The sequence below is a fragment of the Avibacterium volantium genome, assembly GCF_900635775.1.
Lineage (GTDB): Bacteria > Pseudomonadota > Gammaproteobacteria > Enterobacterales > Pasteurellaceae > Avibacterium > Avibacterium volantium.
The window spans coordinates 211,355-231,554 of sequence record NZ_LR134167.1 but is presented as its reverse complement, the minus strand read 5'-3'; the positions used below and the strand labels follow the sequence as shown (position 1 = coordinate 231,554).

Sequence of the window (20,200 nt, the reverse complement as noted above, 5' to 3'; positions counted from 1 at the left end):
AAATTTTTTACTAAATAAAATAAATCTTCAAAAAATCTCGCTCAGCCCCTGTTCTACAAGACTTAACGCTTATTTTTCTTCTGGTACTAAGCGATAGTCCTTGCCCTGTTCAATCACCGTAAATAACAGGTCAATATTCGGGTGCTTGCCAGGGAACTGTTTGGCATCTTGCGTGTGTTCAGCAAAAAGTTGCAAGCCTTTTTCTGCGCAAGTGCGGTCTAATTTTCCGTTAAATTCTTGTGCAAGAGCGTTATACAGACGTAATGAGCCAAGTTTGCCTGCAATGGCAGGAATGTGATGAATTTGCGTTTCACCGTCAAATACGCTTAAGCCTGCAAGGTGATCGATAGTTGGTAAGGTTTCTAAAATTGTTTTGAAATCCATTTTGCTTCCTTTGTTTAAGTAAGAATAATGATTAATGTTGTGATGAAATAAATTGTTCGCTGTCAATTTCGCCTTGCGCGCCGATAAAACGCACTTCTGGATGCAAATACACAGCAAATTTTTCCGCTACCTTTTGGCGAATATGATGGGCAAGATTCGCCACCTCTTTACCGCTCGCGTTTGCTTTATTCACTAGCACTAAGGCTTGGTTTTGATGCACCGCCGCACCACCAAGTTGATGGCCTTTTAGGCCACATTGATCAATCAACCAACCTGCGGCTAGCTTCACGGTGCCATCTGGCTGCAGATAGCTTGGCATTTCTGGATATTGGCTTTTTAATTGTTCAAAAAGTGCGGTGGAAATCACAGGATTTTTGAAAAAGCTCCCCGCGTTGCCCAATTCTTGTGGATTTGGCAATTTTGCGCTGCGTACTGCACAAACTTCAGCGAAAATTTCCTCCGCTGTTACCGTGGCAGGATCAAAACGTGAAAGCGTGCCATAACTTAGCACAGGCTGCCAATCTTTGGTGAGTTTTAATCCCACGGCGACAATCATATAACCGTCTTTATATTGATGTTTAAATAGGCTTTCGCGATAGCCAAATTGACATTCCGCTTTGCTTAAACGAAAAATTTCCCCGGTATTCAGATTCAGCACGTCCACATAATCGCATACATCTTTAAATTCTACGCCATAAGCCCCGATATTTTGGATTGGCGCCGATCCCACACAGCCGGGGATTAAGGCTAGGTTTTCTAAGCCATAAATGCCTTGTTTTAAGCTCCATTGCACTAGCTCGTGCCAATTTTCGCCGCCTTGAACGTGAAGATAATGAAAGTGGTCATCTTGGCGATGTTCGATACCTTTGAGCGCATTTACCAGCACGATCCCGTCAAAATCTTCCACAAACAATACATTACTGCCTTGCCCGAGAAAAAGCACAGGGAGCTGCTGTTGTTGAGCTTGCTGCCAAAGGGGCAGAATTTGTTCAAGTGCGGTGATTTTTTTCACCATTTTTGCTTGTGCATTGGTTCCAAATGTATGAAATGGTTGAAGATTTTCCATTGTGTTCCTTAATCTCTATAATTTATTCGGCAGCGTGATTTTCACTTCTGTGCCACCTTCAGGACGATTATTGATGCGTAGTATAGCATTGAGTTGGGCGCTGCGTTCATTCATTATATTCAAACCGTAATGCCCCGCAGGCTCATCAAGGCTTGGAATGCCTACGCCATTATCGCGCACTAACAGCTCATATTCACCGTCATCATTGGTATGTGCAATCACTTCAATTTCCGTGCCTTGGGAATGTTTAATCGCGTTTAACGCTGCTTCACGCACAATTTGCAAGGCGTGTACTAGCTGTTGCGCATTGAAAGTGTGGGACGGCAAACTGCATTCCACGCGCATTTTCATTTCTGTTTGATTGCGTAAAGAATCGATCACTTGTTCCAGTGCTAATTGTAAATTTGCCTCTTGCACGGTCAAGCGAAACGTGGCCAACAACTCACGCAATTGAACATACCCATCATTCAAGGCTTGTTCAAAATCTTTAATAATAAAAAGGCTTTTTTCCTTATTTTGTTCCCCTTCTTTATTTAAATTATGTTTCAATAACGTGAGCTGAATTTGCAGATAAGCCAGCACTTGCGCTAAAGAATCGTGTAATTCTCGCGCAATAATTGACCGCTCTTCCATTAATAAGAGCTGTTGTTGCTGGCGTTGTGTATGGTGGAAATAGAGTGAACGGCTCAACATTTGCGACACATTGTGCATTGTGCGTAAATCAGGGCAAGGCAGGCCTGCTTGCCAATACAGCGTGCCGAGTTTATCACCTTCAATGAGAAGTTCAGTTTCCTGTATTGGGAAATCTTGTTCTTTTTCCCCTAAATAAATATGCCAATGCTCAGCGCCATAAACGCTTAATTCAATATAGCGTAAATGTTCATTCACTTTAATTTGGTTTAGCACCTGCTTTAGCAATGTCGGGTCAATATTATTGGTGGTAACTAATTGAGAACATTGATAAAGCATTGATAAAGAACGGTTGGCTTGGCTGAGCTTTTGCGTTTTCTCATTCACTTTTTCTTCAAGCCCTGCATAAAGCTTTTGTAAATCGCTCGCCATTTTGGTGAATACGGAAGAAAGCCGCCCGATTTCGTCATCGTTATTCACATCAAGGGGAATATGATTAAACTGTCCAATTTGTACCTGTGTACTTGCTAAGGCTAATTTTTCCAGTGGGCGAACCATTTGCTTTTTGGTAAACCACACGACATAAGACACCATTGCAACAATCGATAACATTGTGAAAAGAATGAATAATACCGCAAAATCGTGCTTTTTCTCTGCAAATTCTTGCAAGTTATAGACAAATTGATCGACTTGCTCAACATAATTTTTCACTTCTTTTTGATAGGCTTGGTAGTCTAATTGCTTGGCATAAACTTCCATCGTTTCCCAACGTGCAACCAAGTTTTTATAAGCCTGTTTTACATCAGAAGGCACGAAAAATTGCTGGTTAATATCCGCTAAAGTGCTGGAATATAAGGTCGCGCGGTATTGTTGTAAATTTTCTGCTACCAACTGCGGTTCGTGTTCAATTTCATATAAAATGCGATAACTTTGCATTCGCAATGAACCCGATACGTTGATTAATTCCGCATCAGATTTGTTACTTTGCATCACAATCAAACTGAGCAAGCTGATGAATGCGGCAAAGATGATAATGAGCAATAAATAATTGGCGATTTTTGTCGCCACCGAATGTTTTTTAGTTTTCACAATGTTCACGCTTGGCAATGGCAATCAGAATTAAGGGCTATTCTAGCAAAAAATCCCATTGCTGTTTTAGCTCTCGAACAGGAAATTTTCACAAAAATTTCCCCGCACTTTATTTTGTATCTAATGAATAAAATTAATGCGTGGTGATAATTTTGATCTAACGCAACAAAAGCGTGATTTTCTGCCTAAATACTCAATTCAGGTTATTAAAAATCTTGCTTTACCTTTAGACAATAGCGAACCTAGTAAAAAACCATTTTGGATCGTGAAAATGTCAGAAACCGCATTACCTAGACGCCGTTTTTTGCGTGGAGAGTTTCTGCATTCATTACAAAGCGAAACGGTAAAAGTACAAGGTTTTCAGGGCGTGCGTCCACCTTGGGCGGTGAGTGAAGCGCTGTTTATTCAACACTGCACCGCTTGTGGCGATTGTGCCAAAGCCTGCGAAACGCAGATTTTAGTGCAAGGGCAAGGTGGATTTCCTGAAGTGCAGTTTGATAAAGGTGAATGTACCTTTTGTCAAAAATGCGTGGAGGTGTGCCAGCAGCCTGTTTTTCGCCCAGTTAGCGAAGTGGCTTGGCGGCATAAAATTGACATTACCAATGAATGCTTAACGCAAAAACAGGTGGAATGTCGTGCCTGCCAAGACAGTTGTGAAATGCGTGCGATTCGTTTTGTGCCGCAGCTTGGTAAGGTGGCGCAACCAAGCCTGAGTTTGGCGGATTGTAATGGTTGCGGTGCGTGCATTAGTGCCTGCCCAGTTTCTGCGATTAAACTTGATTATCCACAGGAATAACTATGTCAGAACAAGAAATTATCCCAATGGATAAAGCGGAAGAATGGCACGTTTGTGGCGTGATTGTTCAATGTAATCCGCAAAAAATTGAAAAAATTAAGACCGCACTTTTAGCGCTGCCTTATGCTGAAGTGCCTGCCGAAGATGTAGAAAAAGGCAAGTTGGTGGTGGTGATGCAATCTCACGATCAACATATTTTGCTCGAACAAATGGAGCAAGCACGCAATATTGATGGCGTGATTACCGTATCTTTGGTCTATCATCAACAAGATGATGGCAATGATGAATAATTAATCATACTCGTGGGGGAAATGAGATGAATTTAAGTCGCCGAGACTTTATGAAAGCCAATGCAGCCGCCGCTGCAGCAGCTGTCGCTGGATTAAGCATTCCAGTGAAAAACGTGGAAGCCGCACAGGATAACAGTATCAAATGGGACAAAGGTGTTTGCCGTTTCTGTGGTACAGGTTGTGGCGTATTAGTAGGAACACAAAACGGACGCGTTGTGGCATCACAAGGTGATCCTGATGCAGAAGTAAACCGTGGTTTGAACTGTATTAAAGGGTACTTCTTGCCGAAAATTATGTACGGAAAAGACCGTTTAACCCAACCAATGTTGCGTATGAAAGACGGCAAGTACGACAAAAATGGGGAATTTACCCCAGTTACTTGGGATACTGCGTTCAAAACAATGAAAGAGAAATTCTTAAACGCGATGAAAGAACGTGGCCCGAATGGCGTGGGAATGTTCACTTCTGGACAAAGCACCATTTTTGAAGGTTATGCCAAAGCGAAACTTTGGAAAGCAGGTTTCCGTTCTAACAATATCGATCCAAATGCGCGCCATTGTATGGCCTCTGCCGCGGTGGCATTTTTGCGTACCTTTGGTATTGATGAGCCAATGGGCTGTTATGATGACATTGAACACGCCGAAGCCTTTGTTTTATGGGGTTCAAATATGGCGGAAATGCACCCAATTTTATGGTCGCGTATTTCTGATCGCCGTTTATCTAACCCTGATGTAAAAGTGGCCGTGCTTTCTACCTTTGAACACCGCAGCTTTGAGCTAGCAGATAACGGTATGGTGTTCACACCGCAAGCTGACTTGGTGATTCTCAACTACATCATCAACTATCTCATTCAAAACGATGCCATTAACTGGGATTTCGTGAATAAACATACCAAATTCAAACGTGGTGAAACCGACATTGGTTATGGCTTGCGTGATAGCGATCCGCGTCAAAAAGCAGCGAAAAATGCCAATAGCGGTAAAATGTACGACAGTAACTTTGAAGAACTCAAAGCGCTTGTGTCTGAATATACCCTTGAGAAAGCTCACGAAATGTCTGGTGTGCCAAAAGATCAATTAGAAAGTTTGGCGCAGCTTTATGCCGATCCAAAACGCAAAGTGGTGTCTTTCTGGACAATGGGCTTTAACCAGCATACCCGTGGTGTGTGGGCAAACCACTTGATTTACAACATTCACTTATTAACCGGTAAAATTTCTATCCCAGGTTGTGGCCCGTTCTCCTTAACTGGTCAGCCATCTGCTTGTGGTACGGCGCGTGAAGTGGGGACATTTATCCACCGTTTACCTGCTGATATGGTGGTTACCAAGCCAGAACATCGTGCGATTGCAGAAAAAACGTGGAAAATCCCAGCTGGCACGATCACTGATAAATTAGGCTATCACGCCGTGGCACAAAGCCGTGCGTTAAAAGACGGCAAAATGCGCGTGTTATGGCAAATGTGTACTAACAATATGCAAGGTGGCCCAAACATCAACGAAGAAACTTTCCCAGGCTGGCGTAACCCTGAAAACTTCATCGTGGTTTCCGATCCATACCCAACAGTATCAGCCTTAGCGGCGGATTTAATGTTGCCAACCGCAATGTGGGTGGAAAAAGAAGGGGCTTATGGTAACGCAGAGCGCCGCACACAAGTATGGCGTCAGCAAGTAAAAGCACCGGGCGAAGCGAAATCTGACTTATGGCAATTAGTGGAATTTTCTAAATACTTCACTACTGATGAAGTATGGCCAGCAGAGCTTTTAAATGCGAACCCAGAATTTAAAGGCAAAACCTTATACGAGGTGTTATACCGCAACGGTAATGTAGATAAATATTCTAACGCTGAACTCAATGATCGTCTTAACGATGAAGCTTACGATTTCGGCTTCTACATTCAAAAAGGCTTGTTTGAAGAATATGCGTCATTTGGTCGCGGCCACGGCCACGATTTAGCCGAATACGATCTTTACCACAAAGCGCGCGGTTTACGTTGGCCAGTGGTAGAGGGCAAAGAAACCCTATGGCGTTACCGTGAAGGTTACGATCCTTATGTGAAATCAGGCGAAGAAGTGTCTTTCTATGGTCAGCCAGATAAACGTGCGGTGATTTTAGCCGTGCCTTATGAGCCACCTGCAGAAGTGCCTGATGAAGAATACGATTTATGGTTATCTACTGGCCGTGTGTTAGAACACTGGCATACAGGAACAATGACTCGCCGCGTGCCTGAATTACACCGTTCATTCCCGAACAATGTGGTTTGGATGCACCCTAACGATGCGAAAAAACGTGGTTTACGCCACGGTGATAAGATCAAAGTCTCATCACGCCGTGGGGAAATTATTTCCTATGTAGATACTCGTGGACGTAATAAATGTCCTGAAGGTTTAGTTTTCACCACCTTCTTTGATGCTGGCCAGTTGGTAAATAAATTAACCTTAGATGCCACTGACCCAATTTCAAAAGAAACGGACTTCAAAAAATGTGCCGTTAAAGTGGAAAAAGCCTAAAAACTTAGCAAAAAAGCACCGCACTTTCTTTCTAAACTAAGCAAAGTGCGGTGAAAAATAAAATGAAAAAATTAACCCAAACATCGGAACGCCGTAAATTTTTTAAGGACGCAGCTCGCACCGCGGGCGGATTAGCAGGCCTTGGTATTTTACTCGGTCTTCAACAAGAGCAAAGCCTTGCGCGTCAAGGCGTGGCATTACGTCCACCCTTTGCCATTGAAGATGAGAAAAAATTCTCCGCCGCCTGCATTCGTTGCGGACAATGTGTGCAAGCCTGCCCTTATGAAATGTTGCACCTTGCTTCCTTGCTTTCGCCAATGGAAGCTGGCACACCTTATTTCATCGCACGGGATAAACCTTGCGAAATGTGTGAAGATATTCCTTGTGCAAAATCCTGTCCGAGCGGAGCGTTAGATTCCACACAGGATAATATTAACGATTCCCGAATGGGCTTATCGGTGCTGTTAGATCACGAGACTTGCCTAAACTGGCAAGGTTTACGTTGTGATGTGTGTTATCGCGTTTGTCCACTTATCGACAAAGCCATCACCTTAGAAATGCAGCGTAATGATCGTACGGGCAAGCACGCGGTGTTTATTCCAACGGTGCATTCGGACGCTTGCACGGGCTGCGGTAAATGCGAGGAAGCCTGCGTACTGGATGAAGCGGCGATCAAAGTGTTGCCTCTTTCCCTTGCGAAAGGAATGTTGGGTAAACATTATCGCCTTGGTTGGGAAGAAAAAGAAAAGGCAGGGCATTCCCTTGCGCCTGACGACATTATTTCTTTACCCGTACGCAAACCGGAGGGCTTTTAATGGCAAATTCACCGAAATATGCAGGTAGAGAAGCAAGAGAAAAGCTGGGCTTGTGGCGCGCTAATCGCTTTTTATTTTGGCGTCGTTTAACTCAGTTAAGCATTCTCGCAATGTTTCTGAGCGGCCCTTGGCTCGGTGTATGGATTCTGCGTGGTAATTATAGCGGTAGCTTATTTTTAGATTTAATTCCAATGAGCGATCCACTCATCACGGCAGAAAGCCTTGCAACGGGTCATTTGCCTAACTTCACCACCTTACTGGGTGCTGGCATTGTGATCGCCCTTTATGCCTTATTGGGAAGCAAAGTGTTTTGCGGTTGGGTGTGTCCGTTAAATCTGGTTACCGACTGTGCGGCTTGGTTAAGACGTAAATTAGGTATTCGTCAAAATGCCAAAATTCCACGCGGCTTACGCTACGGCATTTTATTGATGATTCTCATCGGCAGTGCGTTAAGTGGCATTATGTTGTGGGAATGGATCAATCCTGTGAGTGCATTTGGACGCGCCTTAATTTATGGTTTCGGTGCAACCACTTGGTTAATTTTAGCTATATTTTTATTTGATTTATTGATTGCAGAGCACGGCTGGTGCGGGCATTTATGCCCTATCGGCGCGACCTATGGCTTAATTGGCGCAAAAAGCATTGCGCGCATTAAAGTGATTGATCGCGCACGCTGTGATAATTGTATGGATTGCTACAACATTTGCCCTGAACCGCAAGTGTTACGCAGCCCACTGCTCGGCAAAAAAGACGAAAGCCTGCTCGTGCTTTCTAAAGATTGTATCAGTTGCGGACGTTGCATTGATGTTTGTGCTGAAAATGTATTTACTTTTACCACTAGATTTAATCATTCGGGGGAATAAAATGATTAAAAAAACCTTATTAATTTTAACCGCACTTTTTGCCACCAGCGTAATGGCTGCGGAAGATAAAATCGACAACTATCTGCAAGGGGCGGCAGAAGATGTGAAACCAGCTTTTCACAATGTACCAAAACAAAGTGAGCTACCACCACTTAACTATGTAAATCAGCCGCCAACGATTCCACATAGCGTGAAAAATTATCAAGTCACGAAAAATGTGAATCAATGCTTAAACTGCCACAGCGTAGAGGCTTCTCGCATTACTGGCGCAACACGCATCAGCCCAACGCACTTTATGGATCGCGATGGCAATATCGTAGGCGGTGAAACCTCACCACGCCGTTATTTCTGCTTACAGTGCCACGTTTCACAATCTGACGTTGAGCCAATCGTGCCAAATAAATTTAAACCAATGAAAGGTTACGGAGAATAAAAATGTTGAAATTAATCAAGAAGTTTTGGCATTGGTTTCGTTCGCCAAGTCGTATTGCGGTAGGTGTGTTAATCACTCTTTCTTTCATCGCAGGGATTGTATTTTGGGGCGGATTTAACACCGCACTGGAACATACTAATACGGAAGAGTTTTGTTCTAGCTGCCATATGAACGACGTTGTGCCTGAATATCGTCAATCTGTGCATTATGTCAATCGTACTGGGGTAAAAGCCATTTGTGCGGATTGCCATTTGCCACACGAATTTATTCCTAAGTGGGTGCGTAAAATTAAAGCAGCAACAGAAGTTTATGCGCATATTACAGGTAAAGTGGATACCAAAGAAAAATTTGAAGCAGCACGTTTAGAAATGGCAGAGCGTGAATGGGCAAGAATGAAAGCTAATAATTCACAAGAATGTCGTAACTGTCATAATTTTGATGCAATGGATTTCACCTTGCAAAAAGGTGTAGCAGAAAAAATGCACACAATGGCAATTAAAGACGGCAAAACCTGTATCGATTGCCATAAAGGGATTGCTCACCACTTGCCAAATATGAAAGACGTGAAATCTGGCTTTTTACCAACCGAAAAAGCAGAATAATTAGGTAAGCTGAATAAACCTAAAATCAACGCATTTAGCGGTATCAATAAACACAAAAGCCCTGTATAATAGCGGGGCTTTTCTTTTCCCGTTGGCGTGCGGCTATCAAAAATACTCTTACGCAACCCGACAAAGAGCGGTGTTTTTTGAGAGAATTTTTGCTAGTCGCAATTGGGAAAACAAGGTGAAATCAAACAGTTAGCCTGTTATTTCGCCTAAAGCATTGAGTGCGGAATGTTCCGCAAATTATTCCATTTTATTTGAAGGAAAATATTGTGAATCCAATTGTTAAACAATTTAAATATGGTCAGCACACGGTAACCTTAGAAACCGGTGCAATCGCCCGTCAAGCCACAGCGGCAGTGATGGCGAGTATGGACGACACTAGCGTGTTCGTAACAGTGGTAGCGAAAAAAGACGTTAAAGAAGGGCAAGATTTCTTCCCATTAACCGTAAACTACCAAGAGCGTACTTACGCAGCAGGACGTATCCCTGGTGGGTTCTTTAAACGTGAAGGCCGCCCTTCTGAGGGGGAAACCTTAGTGGCGCGTTTAATCGATCGTCCAATCCGTCCATTATTCCCTGAAGGCTTTTTCAACGAAATTCAAATTGTGGCAACCGTGGTTTCGGTAAACCCACAAATTAGTCCAGATTTAGTGGCGATGATCGGTGCTTCAGCCGCACTTACCCTTTCAGGCGTGCCATTTAATGGCCCGATCGGCGCAGCACGAGTTGGTTTTATTGATGGTCAATTCGTCTTAAACCCAACCACTAACGAACAAAAACAAAGCCGTTTAGACTTAGTGGTAGCAGGGACAGATAAAGCCGTATTAATGGTGGAATCTGAAGCAGATATTCTCACCGAAGAACAAATGTTGGCCGCGGTGGTATTTGGTCATCAACAACAACAAGTGGTGATTGAAGCCATTAAAGAATTTGCCCAAGAAGCAGGAAAACCACGTTGGGATTGGCAACCACCAGCGCCAGATACAGCACTCATTGATAAAGTGAAAGCCCTTGCCGAAAGCCGTTTAGGCGATGCTTACCGTATCACCGAAAAACAAGCGCGTTATGAACAAATTGATGCGATTAAAGCAGACGTGGTAAGCCAATTAACTGCTGAAGATGAAACCCTTAGCGAAGGAAAAATTGTTGATATTCTTACCGCACTTGAAAGTGAAATCGTGCGTTCACGCATTCTAAACGGTGAGCCGCGTATTGACGGCCGTACCGTAGATACCGTGCGTGCATTAGACATTTGCACAGGTGTGTTACCTCGCACACACGGTTCTGCGATTTTCACCCGTGGTGAAACACAGGCCTTAGCGGTGGCAACCTTAGGGACAGAACGTGATGCGCAAATCATTGACGAATTAACCGGTGAAAAAACTGATCACTTCTTATTCCACTATAACTTCCCGCCATATTCAGTGGGTGAAACGGGTATGATCGGTTCACCAAAACGCCGCGAAATCGGTCACGGTCGTTTAGCAAAACGTGGTGTGGCTGCGGTAATGCCAAGCTTGAGCGAATTCCCTTATGTGGTGCGTGTGGTGTCTGAAATCACTGAATCTAATGGTTCATCATCAATGGCATCGGTATGTGGCGCATCATTAGCTTTAATGGACGCTGGTGTACCAATTAAAGCCGCTGTTGCGGGTATCGCAATGGGCTTAGTAAAAGAAGATGAAAAATTTGTTGTGCTTTCTGACATTTTAGGTGATGAAGATCACTTAGGTGATATGGACTTCAAAGTAGCGGGTACACGCGAAGGGGTTACCGCATTACAAATGGACATCAAAATTGAAGGGATTACCCCTGAAATTATGCAAATCGCCCTTAACCAAGCAAAAGGCGCGAGAATGCACATTCTTGGTGTGATGGAACAAGCTATTCCTGCACCGCGCGCGGAAATTTCTGACTTCGCACCGCGTATTCACACAATGAAAATCGATCCGAAGAAAATCAAAGATGTGATCGGTAAAGGTGGTGCAGTAATTCGTGCCTTAACGGAAGAAACTGGTACGTCCATTGATATTGATGATGACGGTACAGTGAAAATCGCAGCGGTAGATAACAATGCGGTGAAAGAAGTGATGGCGCGCATTGAAGATATCACCGCGGAAGTGGAAGCTGGTGCAATCTATCAAGGTAAAGTGACTCGCCTTGCGGATTTCGGTGCGTTCGTTTCCTTAGTTGGCAATAAAGAGGGCTTGGTTCACATTTCACAAATCGCTGATGAACGTGTAGAAAAAGTCAGTGATTACTTAAGCGTGGGTCAAGAAGTTAGCGTGAAAGTGGTTGAAATTGATCGCCAAGGCCGTATCCGCTTAACAATGAAAGATATTGCTCCAAAACAAGATGCAACCCCAACAGAAGAGGTTGTGGTTGCAGTTAGCGAGCAAGAATAAAAATACCGCTCCCTACTTGTTAGGGAGCAATTTTCCTTAACGGGAAATGGGCTGGCATTGCTAGTCAGGCATACTTGAGCTAACACCTAAGGCTAAACAATGATGCAATGTAATTGGCGTATAAACTCTTTCAGATTGTTTTCAATCTGGTGTGTTGCCTTATTACTTGTAGGCTGTGTCAATTCGCAACCTTTTATGGCAAATAATAAATTGATTATTGCGGAGCAGACACCGAATAGCCATATTGAGCAAGAAATAATGGTTGCTCGTATTAGCCAAGTATTGCAAATTGGCGGAATTGATAAAAAAGAACGTGCTACCTTGCATTTTGAACGAGGTGTGTTGTATGACGCCCTTGGGCTTTGGGGGCTAGCACGTTATGACTTTTTGCAGTCTTTAATTTTTCAGCCAAAAAACGCCGCACTTTATAATTATTTGGGCGTCTATCAGCTTATCAATGAAGATTATGATGAAGCACTAGAAGCATTTAATGCGGCATTGGAATTAAATCCAAACGATGAATATAGCCTATTTAATCGTGGATTAGGTTTTTATTATATAGCGCGTTACCCGCTTGCACAGAAAGATTTAGCGCAGTTTTATCAACAAGATAAAAGCGATGCTTACCGTGCATTATGGTTATATCTCAATGAATTAGAAACCAATCCTAAAAAGGCTAAACAGCAGTTAGCACAGCAAGCGCCTGCGCTCTCGCAAAAGCAGTGGGGCAGTTATATTGTGCAATATTATTTAGGTCAGTTGTCGCTCACTGAGCTACAACAGCAAGGGGTAGAATTTGCTGAAAAGCAAAAAATGCCTTATGCCGAAGTATTGACCGAAACCTACTTTTATCTAGCAAAACAACAACTCAATTTGGGTCAAAGGGAAAAAGCAGAAACCCTGTTTAAATTGGCCATAGCGAATCAGGTGTATAACTTTGTTGAGTATCGTTTTGCAGTGCTTGAACTGGCGAAATTAAAACGCACGCAAGCACAATAAACTAGGCATTTGCCTAGATTTGGTGTTGTAAAACGTAAAACTTTTCAACAATGTTATCCGCAAAGCTGCGATTTTTCGCCACACCTAGGCTTTGTGCAACTGAAAGTAATTGAGCTTTCCTTTTTATATTCGAGTATTTTAATGACTGAAACAAAAATCACCTTTAATGATTTAGGTTTACCTGAATTTATCCTTAATGCTGTAACTGATATGGGATTTGAATCCCCTTCGCCAATCCAACAAGCTTGTATTCCCCACCTTCTCGCAGGTGATGATGTACTTGGAATGGCGCAAACAGGAAGTGGAAAAACCGCTGCCTTTTCTCTCCCTTTATTAGCCCAAATTGAGCCAAATAAAAAAATGCCACAAATGCTAGTTATGGCGCCCACTCGTGAGCTTGCCATTCAAGTGGCTGATGCGTGCGAACAATTTATGAAATATGCCAAAGGGATCAACATCGTTACCCTTTACGGCGGACAACGTTATGACATTCAACTGCGTGCCTTAAAACAAGGGGCGCAAGTGGTCGTGGGAACACCGGGACGTATTTTAGATCACCTTAGACGCAACACCCTTGATCTTTCTGAATTAAAAGCCATCGTGTTAGACGAAGCCGATGAAATGCTGCGTATGGGCTTTATTGAAGATGTTGAAACCGTTATGGCAGCATTGCCAGAACAGCACCAAACCGCGCTTTTCTCTGCCACAATGCCAGAACCGATTCGCCGCATTACCAAGCGCTTTATGCACGATCCAAAAGAAGTCAAAATCCAATCAACACAACGCACTGCGCCTGATATTACGCAAAGCTGCTGGTATGTACACGGATTTCGTAAAAACGAAGCCTTATTACGCTTCCTTGAAGTGGAAGATTTTGACGCCGCAATCATTTTTGCACGCACCAAAACCGCCACCCTTGATATTACTGAATTGCTAGAAAAACACGGTTTCCGTGCCGCCGCTCTCAATGGTGATATGACGCAACAACTGCGTGAACAAACCTTGGATCGCCTGCGTAATGGTAGCCTAGATATTTTAGTGGCTACCGATGTTGCTGCACGCGGACTTGACGTGGAACGTATCAGCCTTGTAGTGAACTACGATATTCCACTTGACGCAGAAAGCTATGTTCACCGTATCGGACGAACTGGACGCGCAGGCCGTGCAGGACGTGCTTTACTCTTTGTTGAACCAAGAGAAAACCGCCTACTAAAAAACATTGAACGCTTAACTAAAAAGCCGATTGAAGAAGTCGAAATTCCAAATCACGAAGCGTTACAGGCTTGCCGCCGTAAAAAATTCGTGGCGCAAATCACCAAACAGCTGGAACATCACGATCTAGAACAATATCGTAGCTTGTTAGAAGATCTGTTTACCGCCGATCAGGATCAAGAAGATATTGCTGCTGCAATGTTAATGCTCTTACAAGGCAAACAAAAATTAATTCTTCCGCTAGATCCTATCGTAGATAAACGCGCACGCCGTGATCGTGGCAGCCGTAAAGAGAACCCACGTTCCGCTGAACGCCGTGGCTACGGTAACCCGCAACCAATGGACTTATACCGTATTGAAGTGGGGCGCTTAGATGGCGTGGAAGTGCGTCATATCGTTGGCGCCATTGCTAACGAAGGGGATATTAATAGCCGTTACATTGGACATATCAAACTTTACGATAACCATTCCACCATTGAATTACCACAAGGAATGCCAAAAGAATTGCTCAACCATTTCGCCAAAACGCGCGTAATGAACAAACAAATGCAAATGTCTTTCCTTGGTGAAGCCAAAGGTGGCGAAGGCAAAGGAAAAGAAAAAAACTTTGGCGGAAAAGGCCGTGGACGCGCTGATGATCGCTTTGCCCGTGGCAAAGGGGATCGCAAATTTAAAGAAAAAAACCACCGCTCTTTTGACGAAGGTGGCTTTAAATCGCGCTCAAGAAAAAGATCGTTCTCTTAGTTGAAAATAGCCCCAATGGGGCTATTTTTTTATTCTTAGATAGCTAAAAAAACCCCCGCACTTTTTCATATCAAGAGCGGGGATTTTCGTTAAATTATTTTTGGCTACATAAGGCAATAAAGCCGAGTTTTTTATCTGGATCATTGAAAACCTTGAACATTTTTTTGAATGTCGGACGGTTTTCAGCTTTTAACGCATTGCGGATAATTTTAGCTGTGCCTAATACGCCTTCATCATAAATCATTCCCGCAGGGGAAAGTAGCGTCATCTCGCCTGAATAGGTTTCCACGTTGCGGAATCCTGCTTCTAAAAAGAGCGATTTCCAGTTTTGTTTTGTTAATGGCGTTACGGTAACGTTAATGGCTTCACGCAGTTGTTGGATTACTTCTTCCGCATTGTCCGTGGTAAGCATTACATCGTGAGTGAGCAAGAAACCGTTCGGTTTGAGAACGCGGTAATACTCGCGCACCGCTTTGATTTTCGCTTCCACCGGCAGCATTGTGAGCATTGCTTCATTAATCACAATATCAAAGCTGTTATCGGCAAAAGGCAATTTCATTGCATTGGCGCGCTGAACGTGAATTTTATCTTGTAGCCCTTTTTCAGCGATATTTTTTCTGGCTTTCTCTAAGGCATTTTCATCAAGATCCACGCCCTCGATATGACAGCCGAATTTGCTGGCTAGCTCAATGGCGGTGGTTCCCATATTGCATGCTACTTCTAACACTTTTTTATTGGCGTTAAAATCACCGTTTGCAATCAGCCATTCTGTGGCTTTGCGACCACCAGGGCGTAAGCGCGTTTTGCCTAATCGAGCAAGAAAATTATGTCCCATTTCTTCTTTTTTCATGTTGACTCCTTATTTCAATACTTGACTCAATATATCAGCTTTTATGATGAAATAAAATTGCCTTTTATGGCTAGACGAACCGATGTACCCGCCTGTGTTGATAGCCCAATCGGACGCACACATTGGTGCGTCCTTACATTTGGAAACGTTGAATGAAAAGTGCGGTGCAAAAATGGCGAATTTTATGCCTGTTCAATTTTTTCTTTGTAATGGCGGCGACATACGGAAACGTAGTGATTATTGCCGCCGATTTGAATTTGTGCGCCATCTTTGACTACTTCGCCCTGATCGTTTAAACGCAGTACGAAATTAGCTTTGCGCCCACAATGGCAGATGGTTTTTAATTCTTCCAGCTGATCGGCCCAAGCCAGTAAGTATCGGCTGCCTTCAAATAATTCTGCTTGGAAATCCGTGCGCAGGCCATAGCACAGCACAGGAATGTGTAATTTATCCACCACATCACTGAGCTGATAAACCTGTTGTTTGGTGAGAAACTGTGCTTCGTCCACCAAAATACAATGCAGGCTTTCTTGTTCAAGATGCAGGGCGATTTCGGCAAACAGATCTGTTTCCTTATGGAATAATTTCGCCTGCTGGCTAATGCCAATGCGTGAAGTCACTTTGCCCACGCCAAAGCGATCATCAATCGCCGCGGTGTAAACCAGCGTATTCATTTGCCGTTCGCGGTAGTTGTAATCTGATTGCAGCAGGGTGGTGGATTTCCCCGCGTTCATCGTAGAATAGTAAAAATAAAGTTTAGCCATAGTAATTAGCCATAATAAAGTGCGGTTATTTTGTTAGCCATTTCCAAATCAAGTAAAACATTAGCCCCGTTAGTGGTGGCAGGGTGGCGAGCATTAAGATGCCAATGGTTGTGCCTTGTCCCACCCATTGTCCCGCAAGGGTTAGGTAATCCATTACCTGTGCGGTAGGGAGTTTGATCAAAGCAAAGGCGATAAGGAGAAGCATAAGAACGCAGCCGATCCCCGCTGCGCGCATTGCGTTAGATTGTTGATTTTGCATAAATGATCCTTGTTTTATTTCACTCAGCTTATTTTATTTCGCTCAGCTCAGTCATTGCCCAGCGCGGTTTTACTTCAATTTCTAAAGGGGAATGTTCGCCGTGTTTCAGACGTAAAAAGCCAGTGTAGGCAATCATTGCACCGTTATCGGTACAAAATTGTGGTTGCGGATAAAACACTTCGCCGCCTAGTTGTGCCATTAATTCGCTCAAGGCTTGGCGCAACTGTTGATTCGCACTCACACCACCGGCGATCACTAGGCGTTTAAAGCCCGTTTCTTGCAAGGCGCGGCGACATTTGATTACTAAGGTTTCCACCACCGCTTGTTGGAAAGCATAAGCAATATCCGCCTTGGTTTGTTCAGTGAGCGTGCCTTCTTCTTTAATCGCTTGATTGATGGTGTTTGCCGCAAAGGTTTTTAAGCCTGAAAAACTGAAATCTAGCCCTGGGCGATCAGTCATTGGACGTGGAAAGGTAAAGCGATTCGGCGTACCTTTTTCCGCTAAGCGAGCTAAAGCTGCGCCACCAGGGTAGTCTAAACCGAGCAATTTTGCGGTTTTATCAAAGGCTTCGCCTGCTGCATCATCAATGCTTTCGCCTAGCACTTCATATTGCCCTACGCTATCTACGCGCACAAGCTGAGTATGTCCACCGGAAACAAGCAAGGCGACAAAAGGAAAGTGCGGTGCATTTTCTTCTAACATTGGCGCGAGCAAATGCCCTTCCATATGATGAACGCCAATGGCTGGTACATTCCACGCATAGGCAAGAGAACGAGCAATGGTTGAACCCACTAATAATGCACCCACTAAGCCCGGCCCGCAAGTGTAGGCAATGCCGTCAATATCTTGAGCGGTTAATCCTGCTTCTTGTAATGCCGTTTGAATTAACGGCGTGGTTTTGCGGATATGATCTCTTGATGCGAGTTCAGGCACAACACCGCCATAATCAGCGTGTAAGGAAATTTGGCTGTAAAGCTGGTTGGCAATCAAGCCTTTTTCTTCATCATAAATAGCAACACCTGTTTCATCACAGGAGGTTTCAATGCCTAAAATTCGCATTTTTTCTCTCTTAATTGTTGTTTTCTGACTAAGCTTATTTTACCTTGTTTAAGTCGTTTTCTCTAGCTTATCCCAATTCCTCGCTGAATTTCTTATAAAAAGTGCGGGGAAATTTTCACAAAAATCTGATCTTTTCTTTGCTTTTGCGGTTAATTTGAATTAAAATTGCCACCCTTATTAATTTGAATAAGCCGTTTATCGAAACGAAACGGTCTAAATTTTGCAAAATATTAATCCATATTGAGGTGATGGCTTATGCCGGTAATTAAAGTTCGTGAAAATGAATCATTTGACGTAGCATTACGTCGTTTCAAACGCGCTTGTGAAAAAGCGGGAATCTTAGCGGAAGTTCGTAGCCGTGAATTTTACGAAAAACCAACAACAATTCGTAAACGTGAAAACGCAACTCGTGCTAAACGCCACGCAAAACGCGTTGCTCGTGAAAATGCACGTAACGTACGTTTATACTAATTAAAAATTTTTTTAATTAAACTCGAGTTAAGCAGGCCGTGAAACCTTTTGGAATCACGGTTTTGTTGTTTTTAGCTGCACCATTTCTTATTATCTTAGCTCTATCTTACTAAATTCTGTGTTGATTGAAAACGAGAGGAAATTATTGTGGCAGGCCATATTCCACGTTCATTTATTGATGATGTTCTTGCCAGAACTGACATTGTCGAATTGATTAATTCACGGGTTAAGCTGAAAAAAGCAGGGCGTGAATATCAGGCTTGTTGTCCTTTTCATCACGAGAAAACGCCTTCCTTTACCGTGAGTCCGAAAAAACAGTTTTACCATTGTTTTGGTTGCCACGCGCACGGTAATGCCATTAGTTTTTTAATGGAATATGAAAAACTGGAGTTTATCGAGGCGGTGGAAGAGCTGGCGAATCATTTAGGCTTAGAAATTCCTTACGAAAAATCACCGCACTTTGATGGCAAGAATAAACCACAAGCCAATTATCGTACCAAGAAAGATCTTTACCAGCTAATGCAAGAGATCGCGGTGTTTTATCATCAGCAACTTCCGCACAATATTCCTGCGCAATCCTATGTGCAAAAACGAGGTTTATCCGCCGAAGTGATTGAACGCTTTCAAATTGGTTTTTCGCCAAATCAATTTAATGCCGTGTTAAATCAGTTTGGGCGTAATCAAGAAGATCGGCAAAAATTATTTGATGTGGGAATGTTATCGCGCAATGAAAAACAAGATGTTTACGATCGTTTTCGTAATCGTCTTATGTTTCCTATCCGTGATCGCCGTGGGCGAACCATTGCCTTTGGCGGACGAGTGTTGGGTGATGAAAAGCCGAAATATTTGAACTCGCCAGAAAGTATGACCTACCACAAAGGTAGTGAGCTTTATGGCTTGTTTGAAGCATTACAAGTGAATGACAGCCCTGAAATGTTGCTGGTGGTGGAGGGCTATATGGACGTGGTGGCATTGGCGCAATTTGGCGTGGATTATGCCGTGGCGTCATTAGGGACAGCCACTACAGCGGAGCAAATTCAGCTTGCATTTCGTTCCACCGAACAGCTTATTTGTTGTTACGATGCAGACCGTGCAGGGCGTGATGCTGCGTGGCGTGCGTTGGAAAATGCGCTGCCTTTTTTAGAAGACGGGCGGCAAATTAAGTTTATTTTTCTGCCCGATGGGGAAGATCCCGATACCTTTATTCGCCAATATGGTAAAGACGGCTTTGAGGACTATATTCGTCAGGCACAGCCATTGAGCGATTTTCTGTTTGCTACCTTAAGTTCGCAGGTGGATTTTTCCAGTAAAGAGGGCAAGGGAAAACTTGCTGCTCTTGCTGTGCCATTGATTAACCGAATTCCGGGAGAATTGTTACGTTTATCATTGCGTCAGCTTTTGGCGCAAAAATTGGGGATTTTTAATGAAACGCAGATCGAGCATTTAATCCCAACACAAAAAGAAAATCATTCATCATCGCCGAAACCAAATGCGGTAAAACGCACGCCAATGCGGGTGTTGATTGCATTACTGTTGCAAAATCCTGAATTGATCCAAATTGTGCCAGAAAATTTAAGCGTTCTATTGGTACTCAATGAAGCTGGGCTAGATTTGTTTGAAAAAATCACCGCACTTTGCCGTGAGCGTGTGGGGATTACCACCGCACAAATTTTAGAACATTACCGTGATACGGAATATTTTCGCCCCCTTGAAATTCTTGCCGTGTGGGATCATTTAGTCGATGAGGATAAAATCGAAGAAACATTTCGTGAAACCCTACGTTATTTTTATTTGCAGTTGATGGATAAAAATATCGAAATGCTTATCGCAAAAGAGCGCACAGAGGGCTTAAATGAGCAAGAACGGCAGGCGCTCGCACAATTATTATTGAAAAAACAGCAAAATAAATAGTTAATCCAACATAAGGGTGATAAAATTAAAGCCATTTTATCTCC

General features: G+C 43.3%; 19 protein-coding genes. 12 read left to right on the top strand and 7 right to left on the bottom strand.

Annotated features, from left to right (window positions below):
• Positions 1–69: 69 nt before the first annotated feature.
• The 3 genes from ELZ61_RS01135 to narQ are packed head-to-tail and all read right to left on the bottom strand — an operon-like array spanning position 70 to position 3,169.
• A complete protein-coding gene (locus ELZ61_RS01135) occupies positions 70–384 on the bottom strand; it encodes a DUF2322 family protein (RefSeq protein WP_126370853.1) in 315 nt (104 codons plus the stop codon).
• 31 nt (positions 385–415) lie between these two features.
• Positions 416–1,450 carry a UDP-N-acetylmuramate dehydrogenase gene (murB, locus tag ELZ61_RS01130; RefSeq protein WP_126370852.1) on the bottom strand — a complete coding sequence of 345 codons (1,035 nt, stop codon included), beginning with the start codon at positions 1,448–1,450 and terminating at the stop codon, positions 416–418.
• A gap of 15 nt (positions 1,451–1,465) precedes the next feature.
• A complete protein-coding gene (narQ, locus tag ELZ61_RS01125; RefSeq protein WP_241969714.1) occupies positions 1,466–3,169 on the bottom strand; it encodes a nitrate/nitrite two-component system sensor histidine kinase NarQ in 1,704 nt (567 codons plus the stop codon).
• Between the two features lie 271 nt (positions 3,170–3,440).
• On the opposite strand from narQ, the gene napF reads away from it, so the two are divergent.
• From napF to ELZ61_RS01075, 10 genes are all read left to right on the top strand, one after another.
• A complete protein-coding gene (napF, locus tag ELZ61_RS01120) occupies positions 3,441–3,965 on the top strand; it encodes a ferredoxin-type protein NapF (RefSeq protein ID WP_126373526.1) in 525 nt (174 codons plus the stop codon).
• A 2-nt stretch (positions 3,966–3,967) separates the two neighbouring features.
• Complete coding sequence (locus ELZ61_RS01115) at positions 3,968–4,255, top strand: chaperone NapD (RefSeq protein WP_103853571.1); 288 nt, start codon at positions 3,968–3,970, stop codon at positions 4,253–4,255.
• A gap of 26 nt (positions 4,256–4,281) precedes the next feature.
• Entirely contained in the window at positions 4,282–6,762 is a 2,481-nt protein-coding gene (gene napA / locus ELZ61_RS01110; protein WP_103854952.1) for a nitrate reductase catalytic subunit NapA, read from the top strand.
• Positions 6,763–6,824: 62 nt separating this feature from the next.
• Entirely contained in the window at positions 6,825–7,577 is a 753-nt protein-coding gene (gene napG, locus ELZ61_RS01105; RefSeq protein ID WP_126370850.1) for a ferredoxin-type protein NapG, read from the top strand.
• The gene (gene napH / locus ELZ61_RS01100) at positions 7,577–8,440 is read left to right on the top strand and encodes a quinol dehydrogenase ferredoxin subunit NapH (protein WP_126370849.1); all 864 of its coding nucleotides are present in this window, start codon (positions 7,577–7,579) and stop codon (positions 8,438–8,440) included. Before napG ends, napH begins: the two co-directional genes overlap by 1 nt.
• Before the next feature lies 1 nt (position 8,441).
• Positions 8,442–8,873, top strand: a complete 432-nt coding sequence (locus tag ELZ61_RS01095) for a nitrate reductase cytochrome c-type subunit (protein WP_126370847.1) — start codon at positions 8,442–8,444, stop codon at positions 8,871–8,873.
• A 2-nt stretch (positions 8,874–8,875) separates the two neighbouring features.
• On the top strand, positions 8,876–9,475 hold the full coding sequence (locus ELZ61_RS01090; RefSeq protein ID WP_126370846.1) for a cytochrome c3 family protein: 600 nt from the start codon (positions 8,876–8,878) through the stop codon (positions 9,473–9,475).
• Between the two features lie 275 nt (positions 9,476–9,750).
• Positions 9,751–11,886: a polyribonucleotide nucleotidyltransferase gene (gene pnp / locus ELZ61_RS01085; protein ID WP_126370844.1), complete on the top strand. Its 2,136-nt coding sequence runs from the start codon at positions 9,751–9,753 to the stop codon at positions 11,884–11,886.
• Positions 11,887–11,988: 102 nt separating this feature from the next.
• Positions 11,989–12,885 (top strand): lipoprotein NlpI, encoded by an 897-nt coding sequence (gene nlpI / locus ELZ61_RS01080; protein ID WP_126373524.1) that lies wholly within the window; start codon positions 11,989–11,991, stop codon positions 12,883–12,885.
• Between the two features lie 141 nt (positions 12,886–13,026).
• Positions 13,027–14,841, top strand: a complete 1,815-nt coding sequence (locus tag ELZ61_RS01075) for a DEAD/DEAH box helicase (protein WP_126370842.1) — start codon at positions 13,027–13,029, stop codon at positions 14,839–14,841.
• Between the two features lie 94 nt (positions 14,842–14,935).
• On the opposite strand, the gene ELZ61_RS01070 is transcribed toward ELZ61_RS01075, so the two are convergent.
• The 4 genes from ELZ61_RS01070 to tsaD form a co-directional block, all read right to left on the bottom strand.
• Positions 14,936–15,691, bottom strand: coding sequence for a class I SAM-dependent methyltransferase (locus tag ELZ61_RS01070; RefSeq protein WP_126370840.1), 756 nt, complete (start codon positions 15,689–15,691; stop codon positions 14,936–14,938).
• A gap of 182 nt (positions 15,692–15,873) precedes the next feature.
• Positions 15,874–16,455 carry a thymidine kinase gene (locus tag ELZ61_RS01065; protein WP_126370839.1) on the bottom strand — a complete coding sequence of 194 codons (582 nt, stop codon included), beginning with the start codon at positions 16,453–16,455 and terminating at the stop codon, positions 15,874–15,876.
• A gap of 25 nt (positions 16,456–16,480) precedes the next feature.
• Positions 16,481–16,714 carry a hypothetical protein gene (locus ELZ61_RS01060; protein ID WP_126370837.1) on the bottom strand — a complete coding sequence of 78 codons (234 nt, stop codon included), beginning with the start codon at positions 16,712–16,714 and terminating at the stop codon, positions 16,481–16,483.
• Positions 16,715–16,742: 28 nt separating this feature from the next.
• Positions 16,743–17,774, bottom strand: coding sequence for a tRNA (adenosine(37)-N6)-threonylcarbamoyltransferase complex transferase subunit TsaD (gene tsaD / locus ELZ61_RS01055; protein WP_126370836.1), 1,032 nt, complete (start codon positions 17,772–17,774; stop codon positions 16,743–16,745).
• Positions 17,775–18,029: 255 nt separating this feature from the next.
• Here tsaD and rpsU point away from each other — a divergent pair, with 255 nt between their 5' ends.
• Complete coding sequence (rpsU, locus tag ELZ61_RS01050) at positions 18,030–18,245, top strand: 30S ribosomal protein S21 (protein WP_103853581.1); 216 nt, start codon at positions 18,030–18,032, stop codon at positions 18,243–18,245.
• 147 nt (positions 18,246–18,392) lie between these two features.
• A complete protein-coding gene (dnaG, locus tag ELZ61_RS01045; protein ID WP_126370834.1) occupies positions 18,393–20,156 on the top strand; it encodes a DNA primase in 1,764 nt (587 codons plus the stop codon).
• Positions 20,157–20,200: the final 44 nt, after the last annotated feature.